The sequence below is a fragment of the Xanthobacter aminoxidans genome, assembly GCF_023571765.1.
Taxonomy (GTDB): Bacteria; Pseudomonadota; Alphaproteobacteria; order Rhizobiales; family Xanthobacteraceae; genus Xanthobacter; species Xanthobacter aminoxidans.
Genome location: NZ_JAMJXC010000001.1, coordinates 569,746 through 596,261, shown reverse-complemented (window position 1 = coordinate 596,261; position 26,516 = coordinate 569,746). Strand labels below are relative to the sequence as shown.

Sequence of the window (26,516 nt, the reverse complement as noted above, 5' to 3'; positions counted from 1 at the left end):
CTGTCGATCAGCACCTGGGCGGGAGGACCTCCTGCGCTGGCGAGAGCATGGAAGAGGTCTGTCCAGATCCCCTTGGCAGCCCATCGGACAAAGCGGTTGTAGAGCGTCTTGCGCGGCCCATATTCGGGCGGCGCGTCGATCCATCGGCCGCCCGATTTCAGGACATGCACGATGCCGCTGATCACCCGCCGGTCATCGACACGCGGCTTGCCGCGCGTGTCCCTGGGCAGATACGGCTCAAGCCGCGCAAACTGCGCATCCGTGAGCCAGAAACGGTCTCCGCTCATCATCAGATCCTCCACGGACTGATGAATCACAACATGCTGCGAAGGCCAATTATTTTATGGGTCCGAGCCCTAGGCCGGTGTGCCGCAGCAGCGAGGCGATAGATGTCCGCCGGCCCCTGCGATCCGTTGGGATTGATCGAACAAGCCTTTTCACGCGCATTCCACTCACCGCTTGATAGGAAACAGGATCGGCCATCCGTGACGGAGTGGACCGAATGCTCGAAATTCAGGTCAGCTTGCCGGTCACCCGCGACTTGGGCGTGGGAGGGTCTATGATGGCAGAAAGGGGACGCGACGATTGCCTTCGGCGCCAGACATGGCACATCAGTCGCGCAGGAATCTTGATGCGCACACGTGCAGCCAATCGCTCTCTTGGGTGCTTTTTTGTTGAGCTATCGCTCAGTTTGAGTGCTGGTGCCAGGGATGTGAAAGCCCTGGTCGGCGGCTGCCGGTAACATGGCATCGCCTGTCGCTCGCCGCTGGTGGAGAGCGAGCGCAGCCCAGCATGTCAGGCATTGTATCTCTATCCCTTTGTCACTCATTGGCTCGGAGAGCCATCGAGCATGGCGGCAATGGAAAAATTCGTCACCTAATTAGTCTAGGTTACGGTTCATAAAATCTGCTTGTCCAGAAAATTTAAGCAACTTTCAGAAACTATCTCTGGATATATTGGGTTGCGGTCGGATCGATATTATAATCAATTGGTGTAAGGCCTCGACACCTCACGCTAGGCCGTGTGGACGGATTGCGGTGGGTTTAGGCAGAGGGGATTCCCTTCTGCCCCTTTCGGTGATTCATAGCGGGTCGGCTTTTGGCGAGATCGACCATGCTGACGCGGATGACGGACGAGGATTGGGCGCTGGCGCTGGAGGTGTTCCGCGCCTGCCGTTCACGGCGCGGCGACAAGGGTCGCGACGATCGCAAGTTCCTCGAAGCCATGCACTATTTCACTGTGCACAACATCACCTGGCGGGCACTGCCTGCCGAGTTCGGCGCGTGGAATAGCGTCTGGAAACGGTTCTGGCGGCTACGTCAGGCCGGCGTGTTCGAGCTTTACTTCGAAACCCTGGCCTCGCTGAGCCGCACGGCCCATCTGGTCCAGATGTTCGATTCCACCGTGGTGCGCGCCCACGTCTCCGCCGCCGGAGCAAAAGGGGGCAGGACGGCCAAGCCCTCGGCCGTTCGCGCGGCGGCTTCTCCACCAAGATCCACCTCAAGAGCGACTTCGACGGCCTGCCGATCGCCTTCCACCTGACCGGCGGGGAAGCCGGCGACAGTCCGCTCTTCAAGCTGCTGCTGGATCTGGGTCCCGATGTCACGCCGCGCGCGGCGCTCGCCGACAAGGGCTATGACGCCAAGGCCAACCGGGCCATCGCCCGGGCGCGCGGCATCGCGTCCGCCATCCCTTTCAAATCCAACGCGAAGGAGCGCCCAGCCTTCTTCCCGAAGGCGCTTTACAGGGGGCGCGCCCGCATCGAGCAGTGCTTCGGAAAGCTCAAGCGCTTCAAGCGCGTCGCCCTGCGCTGCGAGAAGACCGAATGCGGCTTCGCCGCCATCGTCGCTCTCGCCTTCAGCTTCATCCTCATCCTCATCCTCATCCTCATCCTCATCCTCATCAAAATCCGTCCACACAACCTAATATGGCGCAGTGGCACTCCACAAACCGATTACACATGAATTGCGCAAGATGGTCAATTAATTTCCAATTCGGTGCCAATTATAAACGATAAGATATAGTATTATTATATGAAGATCTGGCCATTAATATGGCAGCGATCGGCAGTGTGTCGTGGAACTTATAGTCTATCGTGGTCAGGTATATGTTTTTTTCTCCACCGCCGCCGCGCAGAACTTGAAGTCCGGCACGCGGGTGGTGGGATCCAGTCGGTTCACCGTCAGTTCGTTCGCAGCCGCCTCGAAGAAGGACATGGCCATCCACACGACGCCCGGCCGCACCGCCCGATCGGGCATAGCGGCGAGATGCACCATCCCGCGGCGCGTGCGTACCTCCACTTCCCCTCCGACGGTCACGCCCAGCCGGGCGAGGTCGTCAGGATGCATGTGGGCCTGCGGCTCCGGGCTCAGGGCCTCCAGCACCGGCGAGCGGCGGGTCATGGTGCCCGTGTGCCAGTGTTCGCGCAGGCGGCCGGTCATCAGGATGAAGGGATAGTCGGCGTCCGTCATCTCGTCCGCACCACTCGCGTCGAGAGGCACGATGGCGGCCTTGGCCCCGCGGGGAAAATCATCGCCGAACAGGCTCTCGCCGGCGCCGGCTGGGCGCAAGGGGTAGCGCGCATGGTCGTCTTGGACCATCATCCGCCAGCTGAAGCCGGCAAGGGTGGGCAGTTCCTGCGCCATGTCCTCGAACAGGCTCTCCACAGTCAGATTTGCCCACGATAGGCCGAGGCGCGCGCCGATGTCGCGAATGATGCGCCAGTCCGGTCGCGCGCCGCCGGGCAGGGGCAGCGCCGGTGCGATGCGTTGCACCAGTCGGTCGGTATTGGTCACGGTACCCGCCCGCTCCGCCAGCGCCGCTGCGGGCAGGATCACATCGGCGAAGGCCGCGGTCTCGGTGGGGAAGATATCCTGCACCACCAGATGCTCCAGGCAGGCCAGCCCGGCGCGGGTGACGGCGAGGTCCGGGTTGGCCATGGCCGGGTTGCCACCCACCACATAGAGCCCGCGCACCGCCCCTCGACGGGCCGCATCGAACATTTCCACCACCGTGTGACCTGCCTGCGCAAGCGGCCGGTAGCCGGGGAGATAGTTGGGCAACAGGCCGGCGTCGCAGGAGCCCTGCACGTTGTTCTGCCCGCGCAGGGGATGGAGGCCCGCGCCGGGACGACCCACCTGCCCGCACACGAGAGCGAGGGCGATGACGGCCCGGATGTTGTCCGCGCCGAAGGCGTGCTGCGAGGCACCCATGCCCCAGAAGGTCATGGCCGCGCGCGTCCCGGCGAACAGGCGGGCGGCGGCCACGATGTCCTGCGCCGGAACGCCCGTGAGGCCGGCCGCCATCTCCGGCGTGAAAGGTGCGACCCGCGCGCGCAGCGCCTCGAAGCCCTCCAGCCGCCCAGAGACGAAATCCCGGTCGTGGAGCCCCTCCTCAATCACCACGCGCGTCATGGCGGAGAGCAGGGCCACATCCGTCCCCGGGGCCGTCCTGAGGTGATGGGTGGCGAACCGCGACAGGGCCTGAATGCCGGGATCCACCAGGATGAGCTTCGTCCCACGCCGAAAGGCATTCTTCATGAAGGAGGCGGCCACCGGATGGTTGCTGTCCGGGTTGCTGCCCACCATCAGCACCACCTCGGCGCAGGCGATCTCCTCGATGGGGGCGGTCACGGCGGCGAAGCCGGTGGCCTCCGCCAGCGGCGGCACCGAGGCGCACAAGCGTGTGCAGTGGTCAACATGGGGGGTGCCCAAGCCCATGCGTGCGAGTTTCTGCAGGAGATAGGCATCTTCGTTCGAACCCTTTGCCGACCCTAGCACCGCCAGAGATCCGGGGCCGTGCGCCGCGCGCAACCGGGCGAAGCCACGAGCGGCGGTGTCCAGCGCCTCGTCCCAGTCAACGGGACGGAACAGGTCCAGCACCGCGGCGCCGCGCAGGGCGAGGGCCGGATCCTTGGGCGCATCCGCCCGGCGCACCAGGGGCACGGTGAGGCGATCCGGATGCCTCAGGTAGGAAAAGCCGAAGCGGCCCTTGACACACAACCGACCGCGGTTCGCCGGGCCGTCGGCACCTTCCGCCCACGCCACCTCGTCGTCGACCATATGCAGGGTGACCCGGCAGCCGACGCTGCAGAAGGGGCAGACCGTTTCGCCCTTGGCCGTCACCGCGGTCCGTCCACCGGCCCGCTCCAGCGCCTTGGGCGCCAGCGCGCCGGTGGGGCAGAGCTGGGCGCATTCCCCGCAGGAGGCGCAGTTGCTCTCCCCCATGGCCATCCCGGCATCGAATGTCACGTGGATGCCGTCGCCTCGCCCGGCGAGGGCGATGACCCCATTCACCTGCACGTCACGGCATCCCGCCCGGCACTTGCCGCAGCGGATGCACGCCTCCGGGTCGAGGACAATGGCGGGGTGGCTGGCATCCGCGGGACGGCCTGCCGCCCGGTGGCCGAAGCGATCGGGATCGGCTCCGGTGCGCGCGACGAGATCGAGGAACGGCGTGTCGGGGTGGCGCGCCTTCGCCGCGGCGCTCATCTCGGAGGCGAGCAGGCTGACCGCGAGCCGCCGCACCCGCGCGGCGCGCGGCGTGTCGGTGCGCACGGCGAGTCCGGTCCGGACCCTGTGGCGGCAGGCAGGAACCAACTCGGCTTCGCCCTCCACCTCCACCAGGCAGGTGCGACAGCTGCCCATGGGCGCGAAGCCATCGCGCGTAGAAGCGCACAGGTGAGGTAGGTCGAGTCCGGCGGCGGTGGCCGCCTGCAGCAGGCTCTGCCCGTCCTGCGCGGCAACGGGCTGGCCGTCGATGGTGAAGTTGATGAGGCTCATGCGCTAACACCGCGGCCGGGGATGGACAGCCGCCCGAGGAAGCGGCCCGCATTGCGCCCGAGCGCGCACAGGGAGGCTTCGCCCATGACCGCTGCGAGGTCTTCGAGAAGATGCTGATCCAGCGGGCCCGGCGCAGCCAGGGCGCGCGAGGCGTGCGCGGTGCCGATGCGGCAGGGCCCACACTGGCCACAGCTCTCCCGTGCCAGATAGGCCGCCATGCGGGCGGCAATGGCGCGCGGCTCGTCTGTCGCGCCGAACACGATCGCCCCGCCCGTGCCGAGGCGCAGCCCTTCGTCCAGCAGATCGGCAAGCGGCCTGTAGCAGTCTGCGGCGCTCACCAGCGCCCCCGCCGATCCGCCGATCACCATGCCGCCGAGGGCATGGCCGTCCTGCATTCCACCGGCGATCTCCACCAGGTCGGCGAGGCGCAACAGACCGCGCATCGGCTTCGGCCCCGGTGCGCACACCCGGCCCGAGACGCTGAACAGCCGAACCTCGGGATCCAGGAGGGCCGAGGCAGGCGAGCCCAGCGTGCCGCCCCACGCTGCAGTGACGCGATAGAAGGTCTCCACGTTGTGCAGCAAGGTGGGCCGGCCGAGATAGCCGCAGGCGGTGGGAAAGGGCGGGCGCTCGACAGGGCGGGCCGGGCGTCCCTCGAGGCTCGCGATGAGCGCCGTTTCCTCGCCGCAGATGAAAGCACCACCGCTGCGCCGCAGCTCCAGGGCGAGGCCCTCCGCGAGGCCGGCCCCCGCCACCTCCATCAGCGCTTGACGCAGGATGGCGTGGATGGGGACGTAGTCGTCGCGCACGTAGAGGAACACCTGGTCCGCGCCTATCACCCGCGCGGCCACCAGGGCCGCCTCGATCACGCCGTGCGGGTCGTTCTCCAGGATGAAGCGGTCCTTGAAGATGGCAAGCTCGCCCTCGTCGCCGTTCACGATGACCACCGGCGTGCCGCCGGCAGCGATCACCTGCCGCCACTTCTCCGCCACCGGGAAGCCGACGCCCGCCCGCCCCACCGCCTGGTGCACCGACAGCCGCTCCAACATCTGCGCCGCCGCGCCGGGATCGGCCATGATGCGGCCGAGCTGCCCGTAGCCCCCTGCCGCCCGGTAGGCCGCGAAGGAGCGCGGAACGGGTTCGGGGCGGGGCCCGTCACAACGGTTGCGGCACACTCCGGCGCCGAGCGCGCCGTGCAGCAGGCCGCACACCAGATCGCCGCAGCCGTCGGCGGCATAGGGCGTGGTGGCGGCGTAGTTCACCGCCGGAAATGCGGTGGCCACCTCGTATGCCTCGGAGGGGAACAGGCGCAGGCGCTCGGCCAGCGCCAGAAGCCCGGCCTGAGAGATGCCGATCCCGCCCTTGGCGTCGCGGACCTCCAGCAGGATTTCCAGAAGCCGGCCGCGATCATCGCCGCGGGCAAGCACGGTGGCGATCGCGGCCCATTCTGCGGTGTCAGCGGGCGTCGCGGTCTCAGGAACGGGCGGCACGATACAGGTCCTCCCGCAGGCCGGGGGTGAAGGCGGCCGCCGGGCCGTCGAAGAACAGGCGCCCCTGGCGCAGGGCGATGATGCGGTCGGCGTAGCGCACGGCGAGATCCACCTGATGCAGGCTGCACAACACCGAGAAGCCGCGCTCCCGCGCCGCCCGCTGCAGGATCTGCAGCACGTTCTCGGAGGATTCCGGATCGAGGCTGGATATGGGCTCGTCGGCGAGGATCAGTTCCGCCTGCTGGGCGAAGGCGCGGGCGATGGCGACCCGCTGCTGCTGCCCGCCGGAAAGACGCTCCGCGCGCTGATAGGCTTGGTCCATGAGGCCCACGCTGTCGAGGCAGGCGAGCGCCAATTGCCGGTCCCGCGCGCGGAAGCGGCGCAGCAGCACCCGCCACAGGGGCGTCGTCGCGAGCCGGGCCGCCAGCACGTTGTCGATGGCGCTGAAGCGCTTTACCAGATTGAACTGCTGAAACACGAACCCCACCTCCCGGCGCAGCGCCTCAAGGGCAGCGGGCTTCAGGGCAGTCACCTCGGTGCCGCGGATGGTGACGCTTCCGGCATCCGGCTCCACCAGGCGGGTCAGGCAGCGGAACAGGGTGGACTTGCCGCACCCGGAGGGGCCGAGCAGCACCACGAACTGGCCGGCAGGCACGGTGCAGGAGACGCGATCCAGCACCACGCGACCGTCGAACGCCTTGCTCAGGTCGCGCACGACGATTGCGGCACCCTCCTCCTCGCCCAGGGAACGGTCGTGCGGCAGATGCGCAGGGGCGATGCTCTTCATCGGTCAACTCCCATGGGCCGCTCAGGCGCGGCTTTCGCCTTCGAAAAGGCGCGTCGGCGTGCCGGCGCGGGTGGCGGCGGTCTCGGGGCTCAGCACGAGACGGCGCAAGTGGGCGCTCAGGGTGTCGATGGCGATCACCATGGCGAGGATGACGCCCAGCACGGTGGCCAACTTAGGAAAGTCGAGCAGGTCGATGGAGTCCTTCAGCGTCTGGCCGATGCCGCCGGCACCGACGATGCCCAGCACCGTGGAGGCGCGCACGTTGAACTCCCAGATGTAGAGGGTGACGGCGACGATGTTCGGCCACACGTCCGGCAGGAGGGCGTAGCGGAACGCGCGCACCGGGCCGGCACCGGTGAGCTCCAACGCCTCCACCGGGCCGCGATCGGCCGGCTCGATCACCTCAGTGAGCAGCTTGCCGAGGGCGCCCACCATGTTGAACATGACGGCCAGCACGCCAGTGAAAGGGCCGAACCCCACCGCCGCCACGAAGATGAGGGCGAATACCAGGATCTCGGTGCCGCGCAGCACCCCGAACACCGCCCGCACCAAACGATAGACCAGAAGATTCGGCGTGGTGTTGCGCGCGGCAAGCGGCACCAGTGGGATGCACACGAGAAGGGCGCCGATGGTGCCCACCGTGGCCATGGCGAGGGTCTGGAATGCGTCGCGCAGCACCCGGTCGATATCCCGTACGTCCGGCGGAAACATCTGCTGGAACCAGGAGGCGATCTTCGGCAGCCCGTCCACGAGCTTCGCCAGGTCCACCTTCGCCGCCGCGAAGCACATCCCGAGGAACAGGGTCACGGCGAGGAAGACGAGCCCCCGCCGCAGATTGTGCCACGTTAGTAGCGACCGGGCCGGCTCGACGTAGCGTGTCTCCTCGAAGCTTGCGATGGTCATGGACGGTCTCCCCTGGCTCGGCGCGCTATGAAACGGACGCCCGGCTTCATGCCGGGCGCGACGTGGCCGGTGCCCGAAGGCACCGGCCCGCGCGGATCAGGACTTCAGCTTGCCGGTGACGCGGCCGGCTTCCTCTATGATGCCGTAATCGGCATGGGTGGCTGGCACGAAGCCGTTGTAGCCGCTGCCCATGAGCGCCTGCGCCTTGTCCTCCGGGAGGGAGACGAGAATGTCGCGGATCTTCGTCTTCAACGCCGGGTCGAAGCCCTTGGGCACACAGATTGCGTCATTGGGCAGTTCCTGGGAGGTCCAGTAGACGACCACCTTGGCCGGATCCATCTCGCCGGCCTCGATCATGCCGTTGCGGCCGCGGTCCATGTCGGAACCGAGGTCGATGAGGCCCTGCTGGATCATGGACACGTTGTTGCCGAAGGTGGCCCCCTCGCGCAGTTGGAAGAAGTCGCGCGGATCGATGCCGCTCTTCACCAGGAAGGCGTAGGGGATGAGCCAGCCGGAGGTGTTGCCCTGGTCGCTTAGGGACAGCTTCATGCCCCTGGCATCCTTTGGAAACTCCTTGATGGGGAGATCCGGCCGCCCCTCGATGATGGCGTGGTAGAACGGCTTGCCGCGATACTTGGCGGTGGCGATCACCTCGGTGCCGGCGTGCTGGTTGGCCAGCACGTAGCCCCACGGGCCGAGCCAGCCCACATCCACGTGGCCGTTGCTCATGGCCACCGAGATGGCAGCCCAGCTCTCCGGGCTGACCAACTCGTAGGTGGCGCCGAGTTCGCCCGCCAGATAGCGGAACACCGGTTCAAATTCCTTGATGGTGATGGCGGGAGTTGGCCGCAGGGGGGCGATGGCGAAGCGCAGGTGGAGCTTGCCGTCGCGCATCTGCTGGCCGTGCGCGGCACCGGAAACGAGGGGAAGCGAGAGCGCGGAGGCGGCAAGCGCCCCGAAGCGACGACGCGTGATCATGTCGACCTCATGGGTTTATGGCGTGCGCGCCGAGACGGCCCGCCGGCGGGGCTGCCGCACGATGCAACTCCGTGGGCGCCTTCTTGGCGGCAGATAGATTACATATCTCAATGAAAAATAGACAACAATTGCATTTCATTTTGATGACGCTGGCGGCGAAGAGGGCGCGCGGATGCGATTTTATCCATATGTTTCCGACACAATATGAATGAGCTCACCAACGTGCGGGAAATGCCAATTAAATATGAAGTTGCAACATACATTCGTTTAATGCATACATTCCGGTGCAAGGGATGGAGCGGCTGTGGCCGCACAAGGGCGGGGGCATGCGCATGCTGAATCTGTCTCAGGTTCAGACCTTTCTGGCGGTCATCGATGAGGGCGGCATCCAGTCGGCAGCGGAGCGCCTTGCCTGCTCGCAGCCGGCCGTCTCGCAGCAGTTGCGCAAGCTCGAGGAGTTCGTCGGCGTGCCCCTCGTGGTGCGCAACCGCAGCCGCGCGGTCCCCACCCGTGACGGCGAGTTGTTCCTGCCGAAGGCCCGCTCCCTCATAGCCAGCGCCGACCGTGCCCGCGCCGTCGTCTCCGATCGCCGCCTGGTGGTGCATGCCAGCGGCAACGTAGGAGTCTATCTTGCGCCGCGCCTCATCGCCGTGTTCGAGCGCGACCTGGATCGGCCCGGCACGGTGGACCTCGTCATCACCACCAACCGCCATGCGGTGGACGCCCTCATCGCCGGCGAGGCGGACATCGCTCTCACCGAATGGAGCGAGGACCACCCGGCCGTGGAATGGCAGGGCTGGCGCCGAGAGAAGTTGGTGGTGATTGCCGGCCCCGACCATCCGCTCGCGAAGGAGCGCTGCATTCCGCGCCAGGCACTGCTCGACCATCCCATCATCGGCGGCGAGCCCGGCACCGGCACCGGCCGGGCGCTCGCCGGCATGTTCGGGCCCGATGCTGGGCGCCTGCGCGTGGCACGCCAACTCGGCAGCACCGCCGCCGTGAAGGAGGCGGTCAAGGCCGGGCTCGGCCTTTCCGTGGTGTTCGCCTATTCCGTGGCCGAGGAGGTGAAGGCCGGCACGCTCACCATGCTGGAACTGGAGGAGGCCGACATCTTCAAGACCTTGTTCATCGGCCTCGGCCGCGAAAGCCCGCAATCCTCCATGGCCCGGCGCTTCGCCACCTTCTGCCTCGCCTCCGCTTGATCCCACTCCTGCCGCAAGAGACATCCATGGCTCGCAAGACCCTCGTCACCAACTGGGTCCACCCCGAGGTGCTAGATCTGCTTTCCACCCGCGGTGCGGTAGAGGCCAACACCACCCGCGAGCCGTGGCCGCGCGCGGAACTCCTGCGCCGCGCGCGCGACGCCGACGCCATCCTGGCCTTCATGACGGACCACGTGGATGGCGCCTTCCTCGAAGCCTGCCCGGATCTGAAGGTCGTCGCCTGCGCCCTGAAGGGAGCAGACAATTTCGACATGGAGGCGTGCCGGGCGCGCGGCGTCGACGTGACCATCGTGCCCGACCTGCTCACCGCGCCCACCGCAGAACTCGCCGTCGGCCTCATGATCGCCCTCGGCCGCAATCTGCTCGCCGGCGACCGGCTGATCCGCCAGCACCCGTTCGCCGGCTGGCGGCCGGTACTCTACGGCATGGGGCTCGATGGGGCGGAGGTGGGCATCGTGGGCATGGGTGCCGTGGGCCAGGCCATCGCCCACCGCGTGCGGCCATTCCGCTGCCGCATCTCCTATTGCGACGCGCACCCGCTTTCTCCCGCCGCGGAGGATGCGCAGGGGCTCCTGCGGCGCGATCTGGCAGAGTTGCTGGCACGCAGTGACTATCTGGTGTTGGCGCTGCCATTGAACGCGGAGTCGCGCCACCTGATCGATGCGGCGGCGATCGCGGCCATGAAGCCGGGCGCGCTCCTCATCAACCCCGCCCGCGGATCGCTGGTGGACGAGGCGGCGGTCGCCAACGCCCTAGAGGCGAACCATCTCGGCGGGTATGCGGCCGACGTGTTCGAGACGGAGGACTGGGCCCGGCCTGATCGGCCCGCCGGCGTCGAGCCGCGACTGCTCTCTCATGCCCGCACGGTTCTGACCCCCCACATTGGCTCGGCGGTCGACAGCGTGCGGCGGGACATCGCCCTCGCCGCCGCTCGCAACATCCTGCGCCATCTGGACGGATTGCAGCGGGAGCCACCTTCGCACGATCGCTCTGCCGCCTGACACGGCCCGTCGGTGGCCATCAAGCAATACCAGCGCGACAGCAGCCTTCAAAGCATCATCATGACCAATGCGGAAATTGCGATCGCATCTTCAATCACCTCTTCAGCCGGGCCTTGCGCGAGGTGCGCGAAACCTCGAGCCCGTGATGTGCGTCGCCGTTGCGCGGCGTTGCCGCGCGATGACGGGTGGCGCTGCGATATGTGATGTCTCCGCGCCGCCCGCCATCGGTCATACCCTGCCATGCCGATCCTGCGCGGTGATGGGATTCATGCCGTAGCTTCATGCTCGAACGCCTGCTTTCCCTTGTCGGCCCAGAGCGCCAACGCCTTGTCGCGTTCATCGCTTTGGAGCTTGTCGGCCGCCCAGAGCAGGGCGCCGTAGATGATGGCGCGATCATCGCAGGTCAGGTCCACGATCCCGGCTTTGACGACGAGACCGCCGAGTTCGATCAGATGCCGCGTGCGTTGGCGGCGTTCGACCTGCCAGGTTCGCATATCATGCCGCGCTCGTGCTGCCTGATGCCGGTTGCGCACCGTCCGGTTGCGGTTGAGCGCCGCCCGCGTCGCGGTCAGATGCCGATGCAGATCGCCGCGCCCGGCTTTGAAAGAACGCGGCCCCGCGCTTGGCCCACGCCTCCCTCTTTCCGGCGTCCTTGGTTTCGGCCAGCACGATCAGCGCGCCCGCCAGTTCGTCGACGGTGAGCGCGTCGGCTCCGGTCAAGATCACCAGTTCGCCGAGTTGCTGCACCTTGCGCGTTTTAAGTTCCCGCGCCTTGTCCTCCAGCGCCTTCAGTTCAGCGCCATAGTCCCGTGGTTTCCGCATCGTCGTCTCCATAAGCAATGGATGGAGCGATGATAGTTTCGTGTCGGCCGGAATGCTGTAAGGTTGCCGGGACGGCCTGGAACGGCGCGGACCGTCCCGAGAAATTCATTTCGAGGGCGCGCTTATACGTCGTTCCGACGTGCGCTTGGGAGCAGTATCTGGTCGGTCGCCATGGCGATCTACCATTTCTCCGTTCAGGTCATCGGACGCGCGGCGGGCCGCAGCGTGGTGGCTGCCGCCGCCTACCGCTCGGCCTCGCGGTTGCGCGACGACCGGCTGGGCCGCGATCAGGACTTTTCCGCCAAGCGCGGCGTCGTCCATTCCGAGGTCATGCTGCCGGAGAACGCACCGGAGGAATGGAACGACCGCGAAAAGCTTTGGAACGATGTCGAGGCGTTCGAGAAAAGGAAGGACGCCCAGCTTTGCCGCGAGGTGGAGTTCGCCCTTCCGCGTGAGATGACGGAGCGCCAAGGCGTCGAACTGGCCCGCGATTTTGCCCAAGCCGAATTTGTCGATCAGGGCATGATCGCCGATGTGAACGTGCATTGGGATATCGGCGAAGACGGAATGCCGAAACCCCATGCCCATGTCATGCTGACCATGCGCAGCGTGGACGACAACGGGTTCGGCCAGAAGGTGCGGGAGTGGAACCGCACCGAGCTGGTCGAACGTTGGCGCGAACGCTGGGCCGATCACGTCAACGAGCGTCTTGCCGAACTCGACATCGACGCGCGGATCGACCACCGCAGCCTTGAGGCGCAGGGCATCGGTCTTGAGCCGCAGACCAAGATCGGCGCACCGGCGCAGCGCATCGAGGCTACCGGGATCGAGGCCGACCGCGCCGAGGATCACCGGCGCATCGCCCGCGAGAACGGCGCGCGCATCATCCAGAACCCGAACATCGCCCTGGACGCGATCACCCAGCAGCAATCGACCTTTACACGGCGCGACATGGCGATGTTCGCGCACCGGCACAGCGATGGCATCGACCAGTTCAACGAGGTCATGGGCGCGATGCGCGGCGCGCCCGATCTTGTCGAACTCGGCAAGGACGATGTTGGGCAGGACCGCTTCACCAGCCGCGGCATGATCGAGGCCGAACAGCGCCTGCATCGCGCCACCGCGATGATGGCCGAGCGCGAACGCCATGAGGTGAATGACAGGGGCCGAGAAGCCGCGTTGGCGCGCGCGGCGGATCGCGGGCTGACCCTTTCCGGCGAGCAGACCGAGGCGCTGGCGCATGTCACGGACGGGCGCGACCTTGGGATTGTCGTCGGCTATGCCGGGACGGGGAAGAGCGCGATGCTGGGTGTGGCGCGCGAAGCCTGGGAAGCGGCGGGCTATGAGGTTCGCGGCGCGGCGCTCTCCGGCATCGCCGCCGAGAGTCTGGAAGGCGGATCGGGCATCGCCTCGCGCACCATCGCCAGCCTGGAGCATCGCTGGTCGCAGGGCCGCGACATGCTCACCAGCCGCGACGTGCTTGTCATCGACGAGGCCGGGATGGTCGGCACGCGGCAGTTGGAGCGCGTGCTGTCCCATGCCGCCGAGGCCGGCGCGAAGGTGGTGCTGGTCGGCGATCCGGAACAGCTTCAATCCATCGAGGCGGGCGCGGCGTTCCGCTCGATCCACGAACGCCACGGCGGCGCGGAGATCAGCGAGGTTCGCCGCCAGCATGAGGACTGGCAGCGTGAGGCGACCCGCGACCTCGCCAGCGGCCGGACGGGCGAAGCCCTGAACGCCTACCGCGCCCGCGACATGGTGCATGAGGCTGGAACGCGGGAAGAAGCGCGGCGTGACCTGATCGACCGCTGGGACCGTGACCGGCAGGCCAGCCCAGACGCAACCCGTATCATCCTCACCCACACCAATGCTGACGTGCGGGAATTGAACGAGGCGGCCCGCGAACGGGTGCGCGATGCAGGCGAGCTTGGCGCGGATGTGCATATCGCCGCCGAACGCGGCGTGCGGAATTTCGCCACCGGCGACCGCATTATGTTCCTGCAAAACGAGCGCAGCCTTGGCGTGAAGAACGGCACGCTCGGCACCATTGAGCAGGTCAGCGGGCAGAGCATGACCGTCCGCGCCGACGATGGGCGCAATGTCACGTTCGACCTGAAGGGCTACAACAAGATCGACCACGGCTATGCCGCCACGATCCACAAGGCGCAGGGCATGACCGTGGACCGCGCCCATGTGCTGGCGACGCCCGGCATGGACCGCCATGGCAGCTATGTCGCCCTGTCAAGACACCGCGACGGCATGGACCTGCATTACGGCCACGACGACTTCGCCAGCCGGGACCGGCTTATCAACACCCTGTCGCGCGACCGCGCCAAGGACATGGCAGCGGATTACCAGCGGATCGACCCGGCCCAGGATTACGCCGAGCGGCGCGGCATCACCTTCCGCGAGCACGTCGAGCGTGTTGTGGAGATCGCCCGCCGAGTTCCCGAGAAGGTGCGCGGCATCTTCGACGACTTGCGCCTGCCCGCCGCAGACGGACAGGGGCCGGAAAGGAAGGTGGAGGAAGACCCGGAGGCGGCGTTACGCCGGGCGCGTGGGCGGGCGCTCGTCCGTCATGCCCGCGCCGTCGATGCGATCTTCGCGGCGCAGGATCAGGGCGGCGAGGCCAGACCTGATCAGGTCAGGGAATTGCAGGAGGCGCGCCAGCGGTTCGAGGAGGTGCGCCCCCACGGCTCGCATGACGCCGAAGCGGCCTACAAGAAAAACCCGCAGCTTGCGGCGGAGGCGGCGTCAGGTGACGCCCGGCGCGCGATCCACGCCCTGCAACTGGAAACCGAGTTGCGCACCGATCCCGGCCTGCGAGCCGACCGTTTCGTGGAGCGCTGGCAGAAACTCCACCGGGCCAGCGACCAACGCTATGCGGCGGGCGACTATGCAGGTCACAGGGCGGCGCGGGCGGCGATGGGGAACATGGCGCAGAGCCTCGAACGCGACCCGCAGATGGAATCCCTGCTCGCCAACCGCAAACGCGAACTCGGCATCTCATTCGATTCGGGAATGGGCGTCGCCCGTGACCTCACCCTCACGTTCGGGCTTGGCCGGGGCCGGGGTCTCGGGCTGTAAACCGTCCTATTTACCGCCCCCTCTGCGCCACGGCCCTACGACGGCTAAATCCCTATTGCACAACAATAAACCCTTGCCTTTGCCTCTCCTGGCAGTCCCACGAAAAGCCAGCAGGAGGCAGCCCAGCCATGCGCCAGCCAGATCGTATCATCCGCATGAACACCGTCCGCGACCGCACCGGCCTGTCCCGGTCCACCATCTACCGCAAGATCGCCGAGGGTACGTTCCCGCCCCAGATCAAGATCAGCATCAACGGCGCGGGCTGGCGGGAATCCGACATCGACCGTTGGGTCGCCAACCCCGTGGCGTGGCGGCCCGGAAGCGGGCGCGGCCGCGATGGCGTCTGATCGCGGAGCGCGCTCCCGCGCCCGGCGCGTCAGGCCGCCCACAGCGTCGGAGCAGCTTGAGGCGCTGCTGGGATACCATGTTCCCATGGGCCGACCGCCCAAACACGACCTGTCCATCTGGACCGTCACCGACGATTGGCCGCGCCCCGTTCCGGTCACAGAGGCTGAGATCGAGGTGTTCGAGCAATGGTTCGGCGACCTGTTCGATGAACTATTCTGTTCCGGCGGCTGATGCTTCAGGCGTCGAAATCGACGTTGAAATCTGCCCTCCGACAGACTACTTGTAGTCACAAGTGTCTACATATGTGAGGGCGCAACATGCTGACCATCAACCTCAGAGACGCCAAGGCTGGATTTTCGAGCCTGGTCGATGAAGCCGTCAAAGGAGAAATCGTGACCATCACCCGTCATGGCAAACCCGTTGCGGCCCTGGTCTCGGTTGAGGCGGCGGAGATCGCGCGCAAAGCGCTCGAACGTAAACGGGCGGGCCTTGTCAGTTATCTCAGGACGTTCCCAGGCGGAGAGTTCCCGCGCAACCGCAAACCATCGCGGGATGTCGAGCTTTGAGCGGCTTCCTTCTCGACACCAACGTCGTCTCCATGCTCGCGCCGTCGAAGGCGGAAGCATCCACTGACTTCCTCACCTGGCTGGACCGTATGGACGCCGATGGTCGGCTATTTCTGTCGGTCGTTTCTATCCACGAGATCGAGAAGGGAATCGCGCTCCTCGACCACAAGGGGGCGACGACGAAAGCCGCGAGCCTGCAAGCATGGCTCAGTGGTCTCGTCTCCACATACGATGACAAGATCATTGGCTTCGACGCGCAGGCCGCCGCAATCGGCGGGCGGCTGGAGGCGAAGGCGCTTGCGGCCGGTCACGACCCCGGAATGGCCGATGCCGTGATTGCCGGTATCGCCGCAGCGCATGAACTCGTCATCGTCACCCGAAACACGAAGCATTTCCTTCCGTTCGGCGTCGCCGTGTTGTCGCCTGACGAGGCGGCTGCACAAGGAGGCCCGGCATGACCGCTTCCACAATCCCTCTGCGTGCCGCCCTTTATCTTCGGGTTTCGACGGCGCGGCAGGCCGAGCATGACGTTTCCATCCCCGACCAGAAGCGGCAGGGCGAAGCCTACTGCGCCTCACGCGGCTATCAGCTTGTCGAAACCTATGTGGAGCCAGGCGCATCCGCCACCAACGACCGCCGCCCCGAGTTCCAGCGCATGATCGAGGCGGGGACCAGCAAGCCCGCGCCATTCGATGTCGTCGTAGTCCATTCGTTCAGCCGCTTCTTCCGCGATCACTTCGAACTGGAGTTCTATGTCCGCAAGCTGGCGAAGAACGGCGTCAAGCTGGTTTCGATCACTCAGGAAATGGGGGACGACCCCATGCACGTCATGATGCGCCAGATCATGGCTTTGTTCGATGAATACCAGTCGAAGGAAAACGCCAAGCACGTCATGCGCGCCTTAAAGGAGAACGCCCGGCAAGGCTTCTGGAACGGCGCGCTCCCACCTATCGGCTACCGGGTTGTCGCCGCCGAGCAGCGCGGGGCCAAGGTCAAGAAGAAGCTCGAAATCGATCCGCTGCACGCCGACACGGTACGGCTGATCTATCGGCTTGCGCTGGAAGGTGACGGCACCACCGGCCAGATGGGCGTCAAGAACATCGTCTCCTATCTCAACAGCCGCCGCATCTTCACCCGCGACGGCGGGCGCTGGGGCATCGGTCAGGTTCACCGCATCCTGACCCGTCGCACCTATATGGGCGAGCATGAGTTCAACAAGCGCAGCAAGACCAAGGAACTGAAACCCGTCAGCGAGATCGTCACGGTTCCGGTGCCGCCGATCATCGACCGCGAGACGTTCGACACCGTGCAGGCGCTCTTGAAGGCCCGCAACCCCAAGCTCATCCCTTCCGCCGTTATCAGCGGCCCGACCATGCTCACCGGCCTGATCCACTGCGCCAAGTGCGGCGGCGCCATGACCATCCGCACCGGCAAGGGCGGGCGTTATCGTTACTATGCCTGCTCCATGAAGGCGCGGCAGGGACCGACCGCCTGCGAGGGCATGGCTGTGCCGATGGACAAGCTGGACAATCTTGTCGCCGATCACCTTGAAAGCCAGCTTCTCCAGCCCGAGCGGTTGGAAGCCATCCTCGCCAGTGTTCTCGACCGCAGGCAGGAGCAATCCCAGCGCCGCCGCGAGCACATCGCCGAACTGAACAAGCGTGCTACCGAATCGGAACTGCGCCTGAAACGCCTCTACGATGCCATTGAGGCGGGCGTGGCCGACATCGACGATCCGGCGCTCAAGGACCGCATCGACGGCCTCAAGGCCATCCGCGATCAGGCCAAGGCCGACGCCGAGCGCGCCCAGGCCATGCTCGACAGCTCCGGCTCCAAGGCCGTCACCCCGCAAATGGTCCGCACCTTCGCCAAGACAGCCCGCCAGCGCATCCGCCTCGAAGGCGGCGGCTACCGCCGCGACCACCTGCGCGCGCTAGCCCAGCGTGTCGAGGTCGCGGACGGCGAGGTTCGGATCATGGGATCGAAGACCCAGCTGCTTCAGGCGCTGGTGTCGGGCGGCGGCGTAAGCGCAGTGCCCACTCAGGGACTGAAGTGGCGGAGAGAGAGGGATTCGAACCCTCGATACGGTTTCCCGTATACACGCGTTCCAGGCGTGCGCCTTCAACCACTCGGCCACCTCTCCAGCCGCATGCGCATGGCGCACGCAGAACTTCACTCAGGGATGGCCGCCGAAGGCGATCTGTGCGCCTTCAATCTCTCGGCCACCTCTTCAGCCACATGCACCGAGGCACACGCGGAACATGGGGGCTACGATCTTGTGGCGGGCTGGTTGAAGGCCCGCAATCCTGTCGCCCCTGTTTCCAGCCATCGCCGCAGGGGCGGGGCCGGGTCTCGCCGGTCGTCTCCAAGATGGCTCGGGGAAGGGAGCGTGCCGCGAAGGCGTCGCATCCAGGCGAGGCGGCGGAATATAGCGGCTCGGCCTTGGTTGGCAAGCCGGAATCTCCGCCTTGCCAACAGGTCGCATTCCTCGCCCCGCGGCGCCGGCACGCCACCGGGGAAACCCCTCCGCAGCCCCTCCCCGGCCAGCCCCGCCTCAGTCGCGCAGGAGGTCGTTGATGGAGGTCTTGGAGCGGGTCTGCGCGTCCACGCGCTTCACGATCACCGCGCAATAAAGCGAGGGGCCGGGCGTGCCGTCGGGCAGCGGCTTGCCGGGGAGCGCGCCGGGCACCACCACCGAATAGGCCGGCACCTCGCCGATGAACACCTCGCCCGTTTGTCGGTCGATGATCTTGGTGGAGGCTGAGATGAACACGCCCATGGAGAGCACGGAGCCGCGGCGCACCACCACGCCCTCCACCACTTCGGAGCGGGCGCCGATGAAGCAGTCGTCCTCGATGATGACAGGGCCGGCCTGGAGCGGCTCCAGCACGCCGCCGATGCCGACGCCGCCGGAGAGATGCACGTTCTTGCCGATCTGCGCGCAGGAGCCGACGGTGGCCCAGGTGTCCACCATGGTGCCCTCGCCCACATGGGCGCCGAGGTTCACGAAGGAGGGCATCAGCACCACATTGGGGGCGATAAAGGCGGAGCGGCGCACGATGGCGCCGGGCACGGCGCGGAAGCCGGCGGCGCGGAACTCGGCCTCGCCCCAGGTGGCGAACTTGGAGGGCACCTTGTCCCACCAGTGGGCGCCGCCGGGACCGCCGGGAATGGCTTCCATGTCGTTGAGGCGGAAGGAGAGCAGCACGGCTTTCTTGAGCCACTGGTTCACCGTCCAGGCGCCGTTGGCGCCCTGCTCGGCCACGCGGGCGGCGCCGCTGTCGAGGAGGGTCAGGGCCTCGTTCACCGCGTCGCGCACGGTGCCGGTGGTGGAAAAGCCGATCTCGGCGCGCTTCTCGAAGGCGTCGTCGATGATGGTGGAAAGCTCGGCAAGGCGGGCGGCGTCGGCCATCGGGTCCTCCAGTTGGGCGGCATCGGGGGCCGCGTCCAGCGCGCCCCGGCTCAGGTCAGGAAAAAGGGATCAGGCGCGTTCCTTGACGGCCACGAACTTCAGCTTGGGGTATTCCTCGATGGCGCGGTCCAGCACCCACTGACTGCGGGCGAGATAGACCGGCGCCTCGTCGCGATCACGCGCGGTGGAGGAGCGGTTGAGTTCCAGGAAACGCTCCACCTCGGCCCGCTCGCCGACGATCCAGCGGGCGGTGACGAAGGAGGTGGTCTCGTAGCGGATGGGCACGCCGTATTCCTTCTCCAGCCGCGCTGCGAGCACGTCGAGCTGGAGGGTGCCCACCACGCCGACGATAGGCGCGGGATCGGAGACGGGCTTCAAGACTTGCACCACGCCCTCTTCCGCCATGTCCTGCAGCGCCTTTTGCAGCTGCTTGGCCTTCATGGGATCGGAGAGCAGCACGCGGCGCAGGATTTCCGGGGCGAAGTCCGGCAGACCCTCGAACTTGATGCTCTCGCCCTCGGAGAGGGTGTCGCCCACCCGCAGCATGCCGTGGTTGGGAATGCCGATGATGTCGCCGGCCACCGCCTCGTCCACCGTCTCGCGCTCCTGGGCGAAGAAGAAGATGGGGTTGGCGATGGCCATGTTGCGCTTCTCGCGCGGATTGAACAGCTTCATGCCGCGCTTGAAGCGGCCGGAGCACAGGCGCACGAAGGCCACGCGGTCCCGATGGTTCGGGTCCATGTTGGCCTGCACCTTGAAGACGAAGCCGGAGACGAGATCCTCCGCCGGCTCCACGGTGCGGTCGCCGGCGGCGGAGCGCGGCAGCGGGCTGGGGCCGACGGAGCCGAGGCCGAACAGCAGTTCGGCGACGCCCGCCTCCTTCAGCGCCGAGCCGAAATAGACCGGCGAGAGATGGCCCTCGCGGAAGGCGGCGAGATCGAACGGCGGCAGCACACCCAAAGCCAGCGTCAGGCTTTCCACCGCCTCGTTGAGGATGCGCTCCTCCACGCCGTCGAGGCCGATCAGATCCTCCGGCGTCTCGAACGGCACCTCGCGCACCAGCGGGCCGCCGCGCTCGGTGGCGAGCAGGGCGCGCTTGTTGGCGATGTCGATGAGGCCGCGGAAATCCACGCCCATGCCGATGGGCCAGGTGAGCGGGGTGAGATCGAGGGCGAGGGTGGAGGAGACCTCATCCATCAGCGCGATGGGGTCAAGGCTTTCCCGGTCCACCTTGTTGACGAAGGTGAAGATGGGAATGTCGCGCAGGCGGCAGACCTCGAACAGCTTGCGGGTCTGGCTCTCGATGCCCTTGGCGGCGTCGATCACCATCACCGCCGCGTCTACGGCCGAGAGGGTGCGGTAGGTGTCTTCCGAGAAGTCCGAGTGGCCGGGCGTGTCGAGCAGGTTGAAGACGATGCCGTCGCGCTCGAACGTCATCACCGAGGAGGTGACGGAAATGCCGCGCTGCTGCTCGATCTCCATCCAGTCGGACCGGGTGCGGCGGCGCTCGCCGCGCGCCTTCACGTGACCGGCCATGCGGATGGCGCCGGAGGCAAGCAGCAGCTTTTCCGTCAGCGTGGTCTTGCCGGCGTCCGGGTGGGAGATGATGGCGAAGGTGCGCCGGCGGGCAAAATCGGGCAGGTCCGCGAGGGCGGCGTTGGGCGTCTGGTCGAGCATGGGCGCCTTATAAGGGCAAATCGCGCGCCATGAAATGCCGTGTTGAAACGGCATCGGGGCGCGGCGCCGCGCACCGCACCCCGATCCCGCAAGGATGGCCCCGGCTGGGCCGGCACCTCAGAACTTGTAGACGATGCCGCCGTTCACATAGGCGCTGGACACCTGATCCTGGCCGAGCTGTTCACCCACGGTGAAATTGCACGACAGGCCGTTGGCCGCCTCCACCGTGAGGCCCGCCGCGAGGTTGGTCCACGCGCGGCCGGGCTGGTAGACCGGCATGGCGAAGGTGACGGGGGCGGTGAGAAGGCCGGCGGTGACGGAGCGGTCCTGGTTCAGGAAGTCGTAGTTCCAGCTCGCCTGCACATTGGGACGGATGGTGACGCCGGACACCACGAAGGCATAGCTCGCCTGCCCGCCGAGGGTCACATAGAACAGTTCGCGCAGCTGGTTGCCGAACGACATGGCGCTGGAATTGCCGGCGGTCTCCGCATAGCCGTCCACCGTCGCCTGCTGGTAGGTGAGCTGCGCCAGCGGCGTGAGCGTCGCCTGGCCGAAGGTGAAGTCGTAGCCGGTGGCGAGGCGGGCGCCGTAATAGATGCCGCTGGTATTGCCCATGTCGGTGCGCAGCGCCGCGCCGAGCGCGAACTGGCGCTGGATCGAGTTGTAGTCGATGGAGCCCATGGTGCCGGAGAGCTGGGCGAAGGCGCCGCCGAAGCGGGCGTTGGCGTAGATCGTGCCGTTGAACATGTCGGCGTCGTAGCCGCCGCTCAGCGCGCTGAAGTTGTAGCTGCCGCTGGCATAGCTCAGCAGGGCGCCGACGCTGATGCCGTTGCCGAAGCCGTATTCCAGGCCCACATAGCCGGCCGTGGCGCTGCCGTCCGAGCCGGAATGGTCGCGGGTCGGGTCGAGGCTGTAGGTGCTGTAATCGATGTTGGTATAGAGCTGGAAGCCCTTGGGTGTGCCCGTGCCGATGCGTGTGTCGAGGGTGCGGTAGATGCCGCGGCCTACATAGATCGGGCTTTCCGCCAGCATGCCGATGAGGCCGGGCGCATCGATGATGGACTCGATGTATTCCGCCAGCAGCGCATGGCCCGCGGGGGTCGGATGCACGATGTCGGCGAAGAGGTAGTCGTTCTGGGCATTCGGCGCCACGAGGGTGTTGGCGGTGCAGGTGAGCGAGAACAGCTGCGTGCACGCCTTGCTGGTCACATTGGTGAAGCCGTACATGGCCGGATTGGCGATGACCTCGTTCAGCAGCGCAAAATCATCCACGAAGATGATGTTCGAGCCGCCGAGCCGGCGAAGGTCCTGGTTGAGGGTGGTGTTGTAGGTGGTGACGGCCTCGGAGAAGAAGGCGGCGTCGCCGAGGATGCCGGTGACGGGTGCCTTGGAGATGTCAGGCAGATTCGGAACGATGATGTAGCGGGCTCCGGCGCGGGACAGAGTGGCGATATTGGCTACATGCTGGTCGGCGGCGGTGGCCACGTTGGCGATGGCCTGCTCCTTGGTCTCGGCCCCGCCGTTCCACAGGATTGCCTGGCTGAACACGTCGTTGGCGCCCGCCCACATGGAATAAAGCGCGTTGGGGTTGGCCACGCCGCCGGTGGACGCAAGGTAGGTCTGGAGCTGCTGCGTCTCGCCGAGGGTGTTGCTCGGATAGACGACGCACTTGGGAATGTTGTAGCCCGAATCCACGCAGGCGCCGCCCTGGGCGTAATTGGTGCCGCCCACCACCGTGCTGGTGCCACTCACCGTGTCGATGGCGAGATAGGGCGAGACGTCGATCCCGTAATGCTCGCCCACCCGCATGTCCCAGACCTGGCCGGGGTTCACCGTGAACCGCACCGACTGGAGCTGGCCGTCGACGACCACGTAATAGGTTCCCGCGTCGCTCAGGCTGTCGCCGAACACGTAGAAGTTCGAGAATTCGTGCGCCTGGGCGGTCTCCAGGGCACCGAACGAGACGGATGAAAGCAAAGCGGCAAGGGCAATCGACGAACGCGAAATCATGCTGTTTCCCCCCAAGGCAGCCCCTTGGAAGGGCGATGGTCCCCTGCCAGACTGTGAGAGGATACCGCCCGATCCCGCCGCAAAAGGACCACGGCCAAGATCGTGTTTCCACCGGGCAGAGCTTCCGCTTGTTCAATTTCGGCGATGTGATGCCGTACCGACACACCTCCCCCATCGGAAGGCCGTCGACGCGCAGGCTCAGCCGGCGAAAGCCTGAGCCGCGCTCAGGACGGGTAGAGCCGCCCCATCTTCTCCACCGTCTCCCGGATGCGCGCCCGCAGCTCCGGCGGCTCCAGCACCTCCGCCTCGGTGCCGAAGCGCATCAGCTCGCTGGATGCTTCCCACAAAGAGCCGACGCGCAGGGTGACCACCCGATGGCCGTCGGCGTCCGGCTCCCCCACCACCATGCCGGCCCGCGAGACGGCGGAGGTGACATGCTCCAGCAGGCGCAGGCCGACGGGCGAGAGGCGCACCGTCGCCCGGTTCGGATACATCTCCTCTTCCAGCCGCCGCGTGCTCTCGCCCCACCAGGCGGCGAGGTCGAAGCCGGGCGGCGGCTCGAATCGCTCGGTCAGCGGCTCCAGCTCCCGGATGCGGCTGATGCGATAGGTCCGCACGCTGGCGTCCACAGCGCCGACGAGGTACCAGGCGCCGCTTTTCAGCACCATGCCCAAGGGCGCGACGCGCCGGCGCTTCTCGACCCACCACGATTGGTAGCGGATCTCGATGACATGCTGCTCCCACGCCGCCGCCGCGACGGCCTGGAGGAAGGGCGGTTCTTCCGCCGCATGGAACCAGCCGGGCGCATCGAGGTGGAAGCGTGTGCGCATCAGGGCGGCGGCGCTGCGCAGGTTGGCGGGCAGGCCCGCCGTGACCTTGGTCTGCGCCGCCGCGAGCACAGCGCCGAGGCCCAGCGCAGTGGCCGCCCCGCCGAGGCCAGAGAGGAACAGGGCCTGCGCCTCCTGCGCGGAAAGCCCGTTCAGCCGCGTGCGATAGCCCTCCAGCAGCCGGTAGCCGCCGCCCGCCCCGCGCTCGGCATAGACCGGCACGCCCGCCGCGCTCAAAGCGTCGATGTCGCGATAGATGGTGCGCAGCGACACCTCGCACTCCTCCGCGAGAGCCTGGGCGGTGACCGCCCCGCGGGCCTGGAGCACCATGAGGATCGACAGGAGACGGCTGGCGCGCATGGAAAGAGTGCTAGCAAACCTGACAGAAGGTGTCAGCCTTGGCCGGTTAGAGGGGTGTCGTCACACGTGCTGACGACAGGAGCCTCCATGACCGCCGACGACACCGTCACCCTCTTCTTCTCGCCCAACACACGCGCCTCCTGCGCGCTCACCCTGCTGGAGGAGCTGGGCGCGCCCTATCGCCTCCATGTGCTGAACATGAAGGCCGGCGAGCAGCGCCAGCCGCCCTATCTCGCCATCAATCCCATGGGGAAGGTGCCGGCCATCCTGCACCGGGTAGAGCTGGTCACCGAGCAGGTGGCGATCTTCATCCATCTCGCCGATGCCTTCCCCAAGGCCGGCTTCGCGCCGGCCTTGGGCGCGCCGGGTCGTGGGCCGTACCTGCGCTGGCTGGTCTACTACGCGGCCTGCTACGAGCCCGCCCTCGCGGACCGCGCGCTGAAGCGCGACCCCGGCCCGGCCTCCATGTCGCCCTATGGCGATTTCGACACCATGCTCGACACCGTGTCGCGCGAACTGGCCTCGAAGCCCTATCTGCTGGGCGACCGCTGCACGGCGGTCGACATTCTCTGGGGCAATGCCTTCCACTGGGGCGTGATGTTCAAGCTTGTGCCGGAGACGCCCGTGATCGCCGATTATGTCAGGCGCATCACCGGCCGGCCGGCGGCGCTCAAGGTGGCGGAACTGGACGCACGGCTTGCCGCCGAGCATCAGGCGGCGGTGGACGCCGCAACGCCGGGCTGAGCGGCCGGCTCCCTCCCCTGCGAAAGGCGCCTTTGCAAAAGGGCGGAAATCGCTCCAGAACGGACTGCAAGAACAGCCGGGCATCGCATCGGACGGTGGCGGCGCGAGCGACAAGGGCGGGAGGAACGCATGGATCACAGGACGGACCACAGACGCGTCGCGGGGTCCGCGCCGCAAGCGCTCCGCCGCCCCCTCCGCAAGGCCGCCCTCGCTGCGGCGCTGCTCCTGGCCGGAGCGGCGCCGGCGCTGGCGTTGATGTCGCCGCAGGTCTACGCGTCCGCCCGCGACGGGGCGAAGAGCGTCATCGTGCTGGAGGTGGAAGCGGTCACCATCACGCCGCGCGCGTTCGGCACCTGCGGGGTGACGGGAACGGTGAAGCTGGTGGAGCGCGGCATGGCCTATTCGGTCGGGCAGAAGGTGACGCTCGACATCCCCTGCGCCCGCCCCAACGCTTTGCCGCCGCTGGGGGGCACCATCTACCAGGAGACCGACAGGCTCCAGACCTCCAAGTTCGGCCGCGCCTATCTCGACGCCGACGGCAAGCTGGTGCTCTCACAATATGAGCGGCTGGAGGCGCTGCCCTGAGGGGGAGCTTCAGCCATCAGAGCCACCGTCATGACCGGGCTTGTCCCGGTCATCCACGTGGATGGTCCGGGAATACCTATCCGACCGACAGCGCCCGTGGCCCGACGTGGATGGCCGGGACAAGCCCGGCCATGACGCACCGTTTGAGGGAGCGTAGGCAGTCGGCTCAGTCGCCCTGGCCGGGCCGTATCTCTCTCAGTCGCCCTGGCCGGGCTCCGGGGAGAACAGCTCTTCCTTGCCGGGCTTGCCGTCCCATTCCTTGGCGTCGGCGGGGGCGTCGCGCTTCAGGGTGATGTTGGGCCAGGTCTTGGCGTATTCGGCGTTGAGCGCGAGCCACTTCTCCAGCCCCGGCTCGGCATCCGGCTTGATGGCCTCGGCCGGGCATTCCGGCTCGCAGACGCCGCAGTCGATGCACTCGTCGGGGTGGATGACGAGCATGTTCTCGCCCTCGTAGAAACAGTCCACCGGGCACACGGACACGCAATCCATGTATTTGCAGCGGATGCAGTTCTCGGTGACGACGTAGGTCATGGGCAATCCCTTTCGAGGGGCTCGGGTAGCGCAGGCGCACGCGCCACGCAAGCGGCGGCAGGACGCAGGCCGTTAAAACTGCGCGTGCCGCAGCCCCTAAATCCCGTCACGCTTCTGTTATTTCTTCGAAAAGCGCGAGGGCGGATGTAGCATCTCCCCGGCGTTCCGCAAAGGCGACCACGCGCAACACCCGCACCTGCCGGTCGAGGGCGATGGTGAGCACCTGCCCCGCCCGCACCATTTGGCCGGGGCTGGTCACCCGCGCGCCGTCGAGCCGCACATGGCCCGAGCGCACCAGATCGGCGGCGTCCTCACGGGCGCGCACCACGCGGGCATGCCAGATCCAGCGGTCGAGCCTCTGCCGCTCCGCTGGATCCGCCACGG

24 protein-coding genes, 1 tRNA gene and 2 pseudogenes are annotated in these 26,516 nt (G+C 66.9%); 12 read left to right on the top strand and 15 right to left on the bottom strand.

Features of this window, described 5'->3' with window-relative positions:
- A partial coding sequence (locus tag EJ105_RS02745; RefSeq protein WP_250165187.1) for a transposase occupies nt 1–287 on the bottom strand: 287 nt, incomplete at its 3' end.
- An 826-nt stretch (nt 288–1,113) separates the two neighbouring features.
- Here EJ105_RS02745 and EJ105_RS28065 point away from each other — a divergent pair.
- Together EJ105_RS28065 and EJ105_RS28060 are read left to right on the top strand one after the other, a co-directional pair.
- Nucleotides 1,114–1,326, top strand: a pseudogene (locus EJ105_RS28065) (transposase); the annotation flags it as partial.
- Nucleotides 1,296–1,964, top strand: a complete 669-nt coding sequence (locus tag EJ105_RS28060) for an IS5 family transposase (protein ID WP_370877580.1) — start codon at nt 1,296–1,298, stop codon at nt 1,962–1,964. The pseudogene EJ105_RS28065 and the gene EJ105_RS28060, both read left to right, overlap by 31 nt.
- Before the next feature lie 135 nt (nt 1,965–2,099).
- Here the strand turns inward: EJ105_RS28060 and EJ105_RS02735 are convergent, their stop codons facing one another.
- The 5 genes from EJ105_RS02735 to EJ105_RS02715 form a co-directional block, all read right to left on the bottom strand.
- Nucleotides 2,100–4,781 (bottom strand): molybdopterin-dependent oxidoreductase, encoded by a 2,682-nt coding sequence (locus tag EJ105_RS02735; protein WP_063112045.1) that lies wholly within the window; start codon nt 4,779–4,781, stop codon nt 2,100–2,102.
- Nucleotides 4,778–6,271, bottom strand: coding sequence for an NADH-ubiquinone oxidoreductase-F iron-sulfur binding region domain-containing protein (locus tag EJ105_RS02730; RefSeq protein WP_063112044.1), 1,494 nt, complete (start codon nt 6,269–6,271; stop codon nt 4,778–4,780). Before EJ105_RS02730 ends, EJ105_RS02735 begins: the two co-directional genes overlap by 4 nt.
- The gene (phnC, locus tag EJ105_RS02725) at nt 6,255–7,058 is read right to left on the bottom strand and encodes a phosphonate ABC transporter ATP-binding protein (RefSeq protein WP_082772846.1); all 804 of its coding nucleotides are present in this window, start codon (nt 7,056–7,058) and stop codon (nt 6,255–6,257) included. Before phnC ends, EJ105_RS02730 begins: the two co-directional genes overlap by 17 nt.
- Before the next feature lie 21 nt (nt 7,059–7,079).
- The gene (gene phnE / locus EJ105_RS02720; protein ID WP_063112043.1) at nt 7,080–7,961 is read right to left on the bottom strand and encodes a phosphonate ABC transporter, permease protein PhnE; all 882 of its coding nucleotides are present in this window, start codon (nt 7,959–7,961) and stop codon (nt 7,080–7,082) included.
- Nucleotides 7,962–8,057: 96 nt separating this feature from the next.
- Nucleotides 8,058–8,939: a phosphate/phosphite/phosphonate ABC transporter substrate-binding protein gene (locus EJ105_RS02715; RefSeq protein WP_082772847.1), complete on the bottom strand. Its 882-nt coding sequence runs from the start codon at nt 8,937–8,939 to the stop codon at nt 8,058–8,060.
- Nucleotides 8,940–9,271: 332 nt separating this feature from the next.
- On the opposite strand from EJ105_RS02715, the gene EJ105_RS02710 reads away from it, so the two are divergent.
- The gene (locus EJ105_RS02710) at nt 9,272–10,141 is read left to right on the top strand and encodes a LysR family transcriptional regulator (protein WP_200671161.1); all 870 of its coding nucleotides are present in this window, start codon (nt 9,272–9,274) and stop codon (nt 10,139–10,141) included.
- A 26-nt stretch (nt 10,142–10,167) separates the two neighbouring features.
- Entirely contained in the window at nt 10,168–11,163 is a 996-nt protein-coding gene (locus EJ105_RS02705) for a phosphonate dehydrogenase (RefSeq protein WP_063112041.1), read from the top strand.
- Nucleotides 11,164–11,429: 266 nt separating this feature from the next.
- On the opposite strand, the gene EJ105_RS02700 is transcribed toward EJ105_RS02705, so the two are convergent.
- On the bottom strand, nt 11,430–11,657 hold the full coding sequence (locus tag EJ105_RS02700; RefSeq protein WP_063112040.1) for a conjugal transfer protein TraD: 228 nt from the start codon (nt 11,655–11,657) through the stop codon (nt 11,430–11,432).
- Between the two features lies 1 nt (nt 11,658).
- Nucleotides 11,659–11,985 (bottom strand): conjugal transfer protein TraD, encoded by a 327-nt coding sequence (locus EJ105_RS02695; RefSeq protein WP_197430434.1) that lies wholly within the window; start codon nt 11,983–11,985, stop codon nt 11,659–11,661.
- 171 nt (nt 11,986–12,156) lie between these two features.
- Here EJ105_RS02695 and traA point away from each other — a divergent pair, with 171 nt between their 5' ends.
- The 6 genes and pseudogenes from traA to EJ105_RS02665 all read left to right on the top strand — a co-directional run.
- Nucleotides 12,157–15,072 carry a Ti-type conjugative transfer relaxase TraA gene (traA, locus tag EJ105_RS02690; protein WP_063112038.1) on the top strand — a complete coding sequence of 972 codons (2,916 nt, stop codon included), beginning with the start codon at nt 12,157–12,159 and terminating at the stop codon, nt 15,070–15,072.
- A 128-nt stretch (nt 15,073–15,200) separates the two neighbouring features.
- Nucleotides 15,201–15,419, top strand: coding sequence for a helix-turn-helix transcriptional regulator (locus EJ105_RS02685; RefSeq protein WP_063112037.1), 219 nt, complete (start codon nt 15,201–15,203; stop codon nt 15,417–15,419).
- Nucleotides 15,420–15,504: 85 nt separating this feature from the next.
- A complete protein-coding gene (locus tag EJ105_RS02680; RefSeq protein ID WP_229644492.1) occupies nt 15,505–15,651 on the top strand; it encodes a hypothetical protein in 147 nt (48 codons plus the stop codon).
- A gap of 86 nt (nt 15,652–15,737) precedes the next feature.
- The gene (locus tag EJ105_RS02675; protein ID WP_082772848.1) at nt 15,738–15,986 is read left to right on the top strand and encodes a type II toxin-antitoxin system Phd/YefM family antitoxin; all 249 of its coding nucleotides are present in this window, start codon (nt 15,738–15,740) and stop codon (nt 15,984–15,986) included.
- A complete protein-coding gene (locus EJ105_RS02670; protein WP_063112035.1) occupies nt 15,983–16,444 on the top strand; it encodes a type II toxin-antitoxin system VapC family toxin in 462 nt (153 codons plus the stop codon). The genes EJ105_RS02675 and EJ105_RS02670 overlap by 4 nt, the downstream gene beginning before the upstream one ends.
- Nucleotides 16,441–18,069: pseudogene (locus tag EJ105_RS02665) on the top strand (recombinase family protein); the annotation flags it as partial. The gene EJ105_RS02670 and the pseudogene EJ105_RS02665, both read left to right, overlap by 4 nt.
- Here EJ105_RS02665 and EJ105_RS02660 read toward each other — a convergent pair.
- From EJ105_RS02660 to EJ105_RS02640, 5 genes are all read right to left on the bottom strand, one after another.
- A tRNA-Ser gene (locus tag EJ105_RS02660) sits at nt 18,040–18,129 on the bottom strand. The pseudogene EJ105_RS02665 and the gene EJ105_RS02660 overlap by 30 nt on opposite strands.
- Nucleotides 18,130–18,540: 411 nt before the next feature.
- Complete coding sequence (gene dapD, locus EJ105_RS02655) at nt 18,541–19,398, bottom strand: 2,3,4,5-tetrahydropyridine-2,6-dicarboxylate N-succinyltransferase (protein WP_024277383.1); 858 nt, start codon at nt 19,396–19,398, stop codon at nt 18,541–18,543.
- Between the two features lie 69 nt (nt 19,399–19,467).
- Nucleotides 19,468–21,075, bottom strand: coding sequence for a peptide chain release factor 3 (locus EJ105_RS02650; protein ID WP_029556974.1), 1,608 nt, complete (start codon nt 21,073–21,075; stop codon nt 19,468–19,470).
- Between the two features lie 117 nt (nt 21,076–21,192).
- A complete protein-coding gene (locus tag EJ105_RS02645) occupies nt 21,193–23,085 on the bottom strand; it encodes an autotransporter outer membrane beta-barrel domain-containing protein (protein ID WP_250165186.1) in 1,893 nt (630 codons plus the stop codon).
- A 224-nt stretch (nt 23,086–23,309) separates the two neighbouring features.
- A complete protein-coding gene (locus tag EJ105_RS02640; protein ID WP_250165185.1) occupies nt 23,310–24,272 on the bottom strand; it encodes a helix-turn-helix transcriptional regulator in 963 nt (320 codons plus the stop codon).
- An 87-nt stretch (nt 24,273–24,359) separates the two neighbouring features.
- On the opposite strand from EJ105_RS02640, the gene EJ105_RS02635 reads away from it, so the two are divergent.
- Nucleotides 24,360–25,016 carry a glutathione S-transferase family protein gene (locus EJ105_RS02635; RefSeq protein ID WP_250165184.1) on the top strand — a complete coding sequence of 219 codons (657 nt, stop codon included), beginning with the start codon at nt 24,360–24,362 and terminating at the stop codon, nt 25,014–25,016.
- 129 nt (nt 25,017–25,145) lie between these two features.
- The gene (locus EJ105_RS02630; protein ID WP_250165183.1) at nt 25,146–25,601 is read left to right on the top strand and encodes a hypothetical protein; all 456 of its coding nucleotides are present in this window, start codon (nt 25,146–25,148) and stop codon (nt 25,599–25,601) included.
- A gap of 195 nt (nt 25,602–25,796) precedes the next feature.
- On the opposite strand, the gene fdxA is transcribed toward EJ105_RS02630, so the two are convergent.
- A complete protein-coding gene (gene fdxA / locus EJ105_RS02625) occupies nt 25,797–26,132 on the bottom strand; it encodes a ferredoxin FdxA (RefSeq protein ID WP_024277374.1) in 336 nt (111 codons plus the stop codon).
- 106 nt (nt 26,133–26,238) lie between these two features.
- The gene (locus tag EJ105_RS02620) at nt 26,239–26,514 is read right to left on the bottom strand and encodes a S4 domain-containing protein (RefSeq protein ID WP_250165182.1); all 276 of its coding nucleotides are present in this window, start codon (nt 26,512–26,514) and stop codon (nt 26,239–26,241) included.
- Nucleotides 26,515–26,516: the final 2 nt, after the last annotated feature.

Coding starts and splice junctions, on each gene's coding strand:
- EJ105_RS02735 (WP_063112045.1), bottom strand. CDS start 4,781: ATGAGCCTCATCAACTTCACCATCGACGGCCAGCCCGTTGCCGCGCAG.
- phnC (WP_082772846.1), bottom strand. CDS start 7,058: ATGAAGAGCATCGCCCCTGCGCATCTGCCGCACGACCGTTCCCTGGGC.
- phnE (WP_063112043.1), bottom strand. CDS start 7,961: ATGACCATCGCAAGCTTCGAGGAGACACGCTACGTCGAGCCGGCCCGG.
- EJ105_RS02715 (WP_082772847.1), bottom strand. CDS start 8,939: ATGATCACGCGTCGTCGCTTCGGGGCGCTTGCCGCCTCCGCGCTCTCG.
- EJ105_RS02710 (WP_200671161.1), top strand. CDS start 9,272: ATGCTGAATCTGTCTCAGGTTCAGACCTTTCTGGCGGTCATCGATGAG.
- EJ105_RS02705 (WP_063112041.1), top strand. CDS start 10,168: ATGGCTCGCAAGACCCTCGTCACCAACTGGGTCCACCCCGAGGTGCTA.
- EJ105_RS02700 (WP_063112040.1), bottom strand. CDS start 11,657: ATGCGAACCTGGCAGGTCGAACGCCGCCAACGCACGCGGCATCTGATC.
- EJ105_RS02695 (WP_197430434.1), bottom strand. CDS start 11,985: ATGCGGAAACCACGGGACTATGGCGCTGAACTGAAGGCGCTGGAGGAC.
- traA (WP_063112038.1), top strand. CDS start 12,157: ATGGCGATCTACCATTTCTCCGTTCAGGTCATCGGACGCGCGGCGGGC.
- EJ105_RS02685 (WP_063112037.1), top strand. CDS start 15,201: ATGCGCCAGCCAGATCGTATCATCCGCATGAACACCGTCCGCGACCGC.
- EJ105_RS02680 (WP_229644492.1), top strand. CDS start 15,505: ATGGGCCGACCGCCCAAACACGACCTGTCCATCTGGACCGTCACCGAC.
- EJ105_RS02675 (WP_082772848.1), top strand. CDS start 15,738: ATGCTGACCATCAACCTCAGAGACGCCAAGGCTGGATTTTCGAGCCTG.
- dapD (WP_024277383.1), bottom strand. CDS start 19,398: ATGGCCGACGCCGCCCGCCTTGCCGAGCTTTCCACCATCATCGACGAC.
- EJ105_RS02650 (WP_029556974.1), bottom strand. CDS start 21,075: ATGCTCGACCAGACGCCCAACGCCGCCCTCGCGGACCTGCCCGATTTT.
- EJ105_RS02645 (WP_250165186.1), bottom strand. CDS start 23,085: ATGATTTCGCGTTCGTCGATTGCCCTTGCCGCTTTGCTTTCATCCGTC.
- EJ105_RS02640 (WP_250165185.1), bottom strand. CDS start 24,272: ATGCGCGCCAGCCGTCTCCTGTCGATCCTCATGGTGCTCCAGGCCCGC.
- EJ105_RS02635 (WP_250165184.1), top strand. CDS start 24,360: ATGACCGCCGACGACACCGTCACCCTCTTCTTCTCGCCCAACACACGC.
- EJ105_RS02630 (WP_250165183.1), top strand. CDS start 25,146: ATGGATCACAGGACGGACCACAGACGCGTCGCGGGGTCCGCGCCGCAA.
- fdxA (WP_024277374.1), bottom strand. CDS start 26,132: ATGACCTACGTCGTCACCGAGAACTGCATCCGCTGCAAATACATGGAT.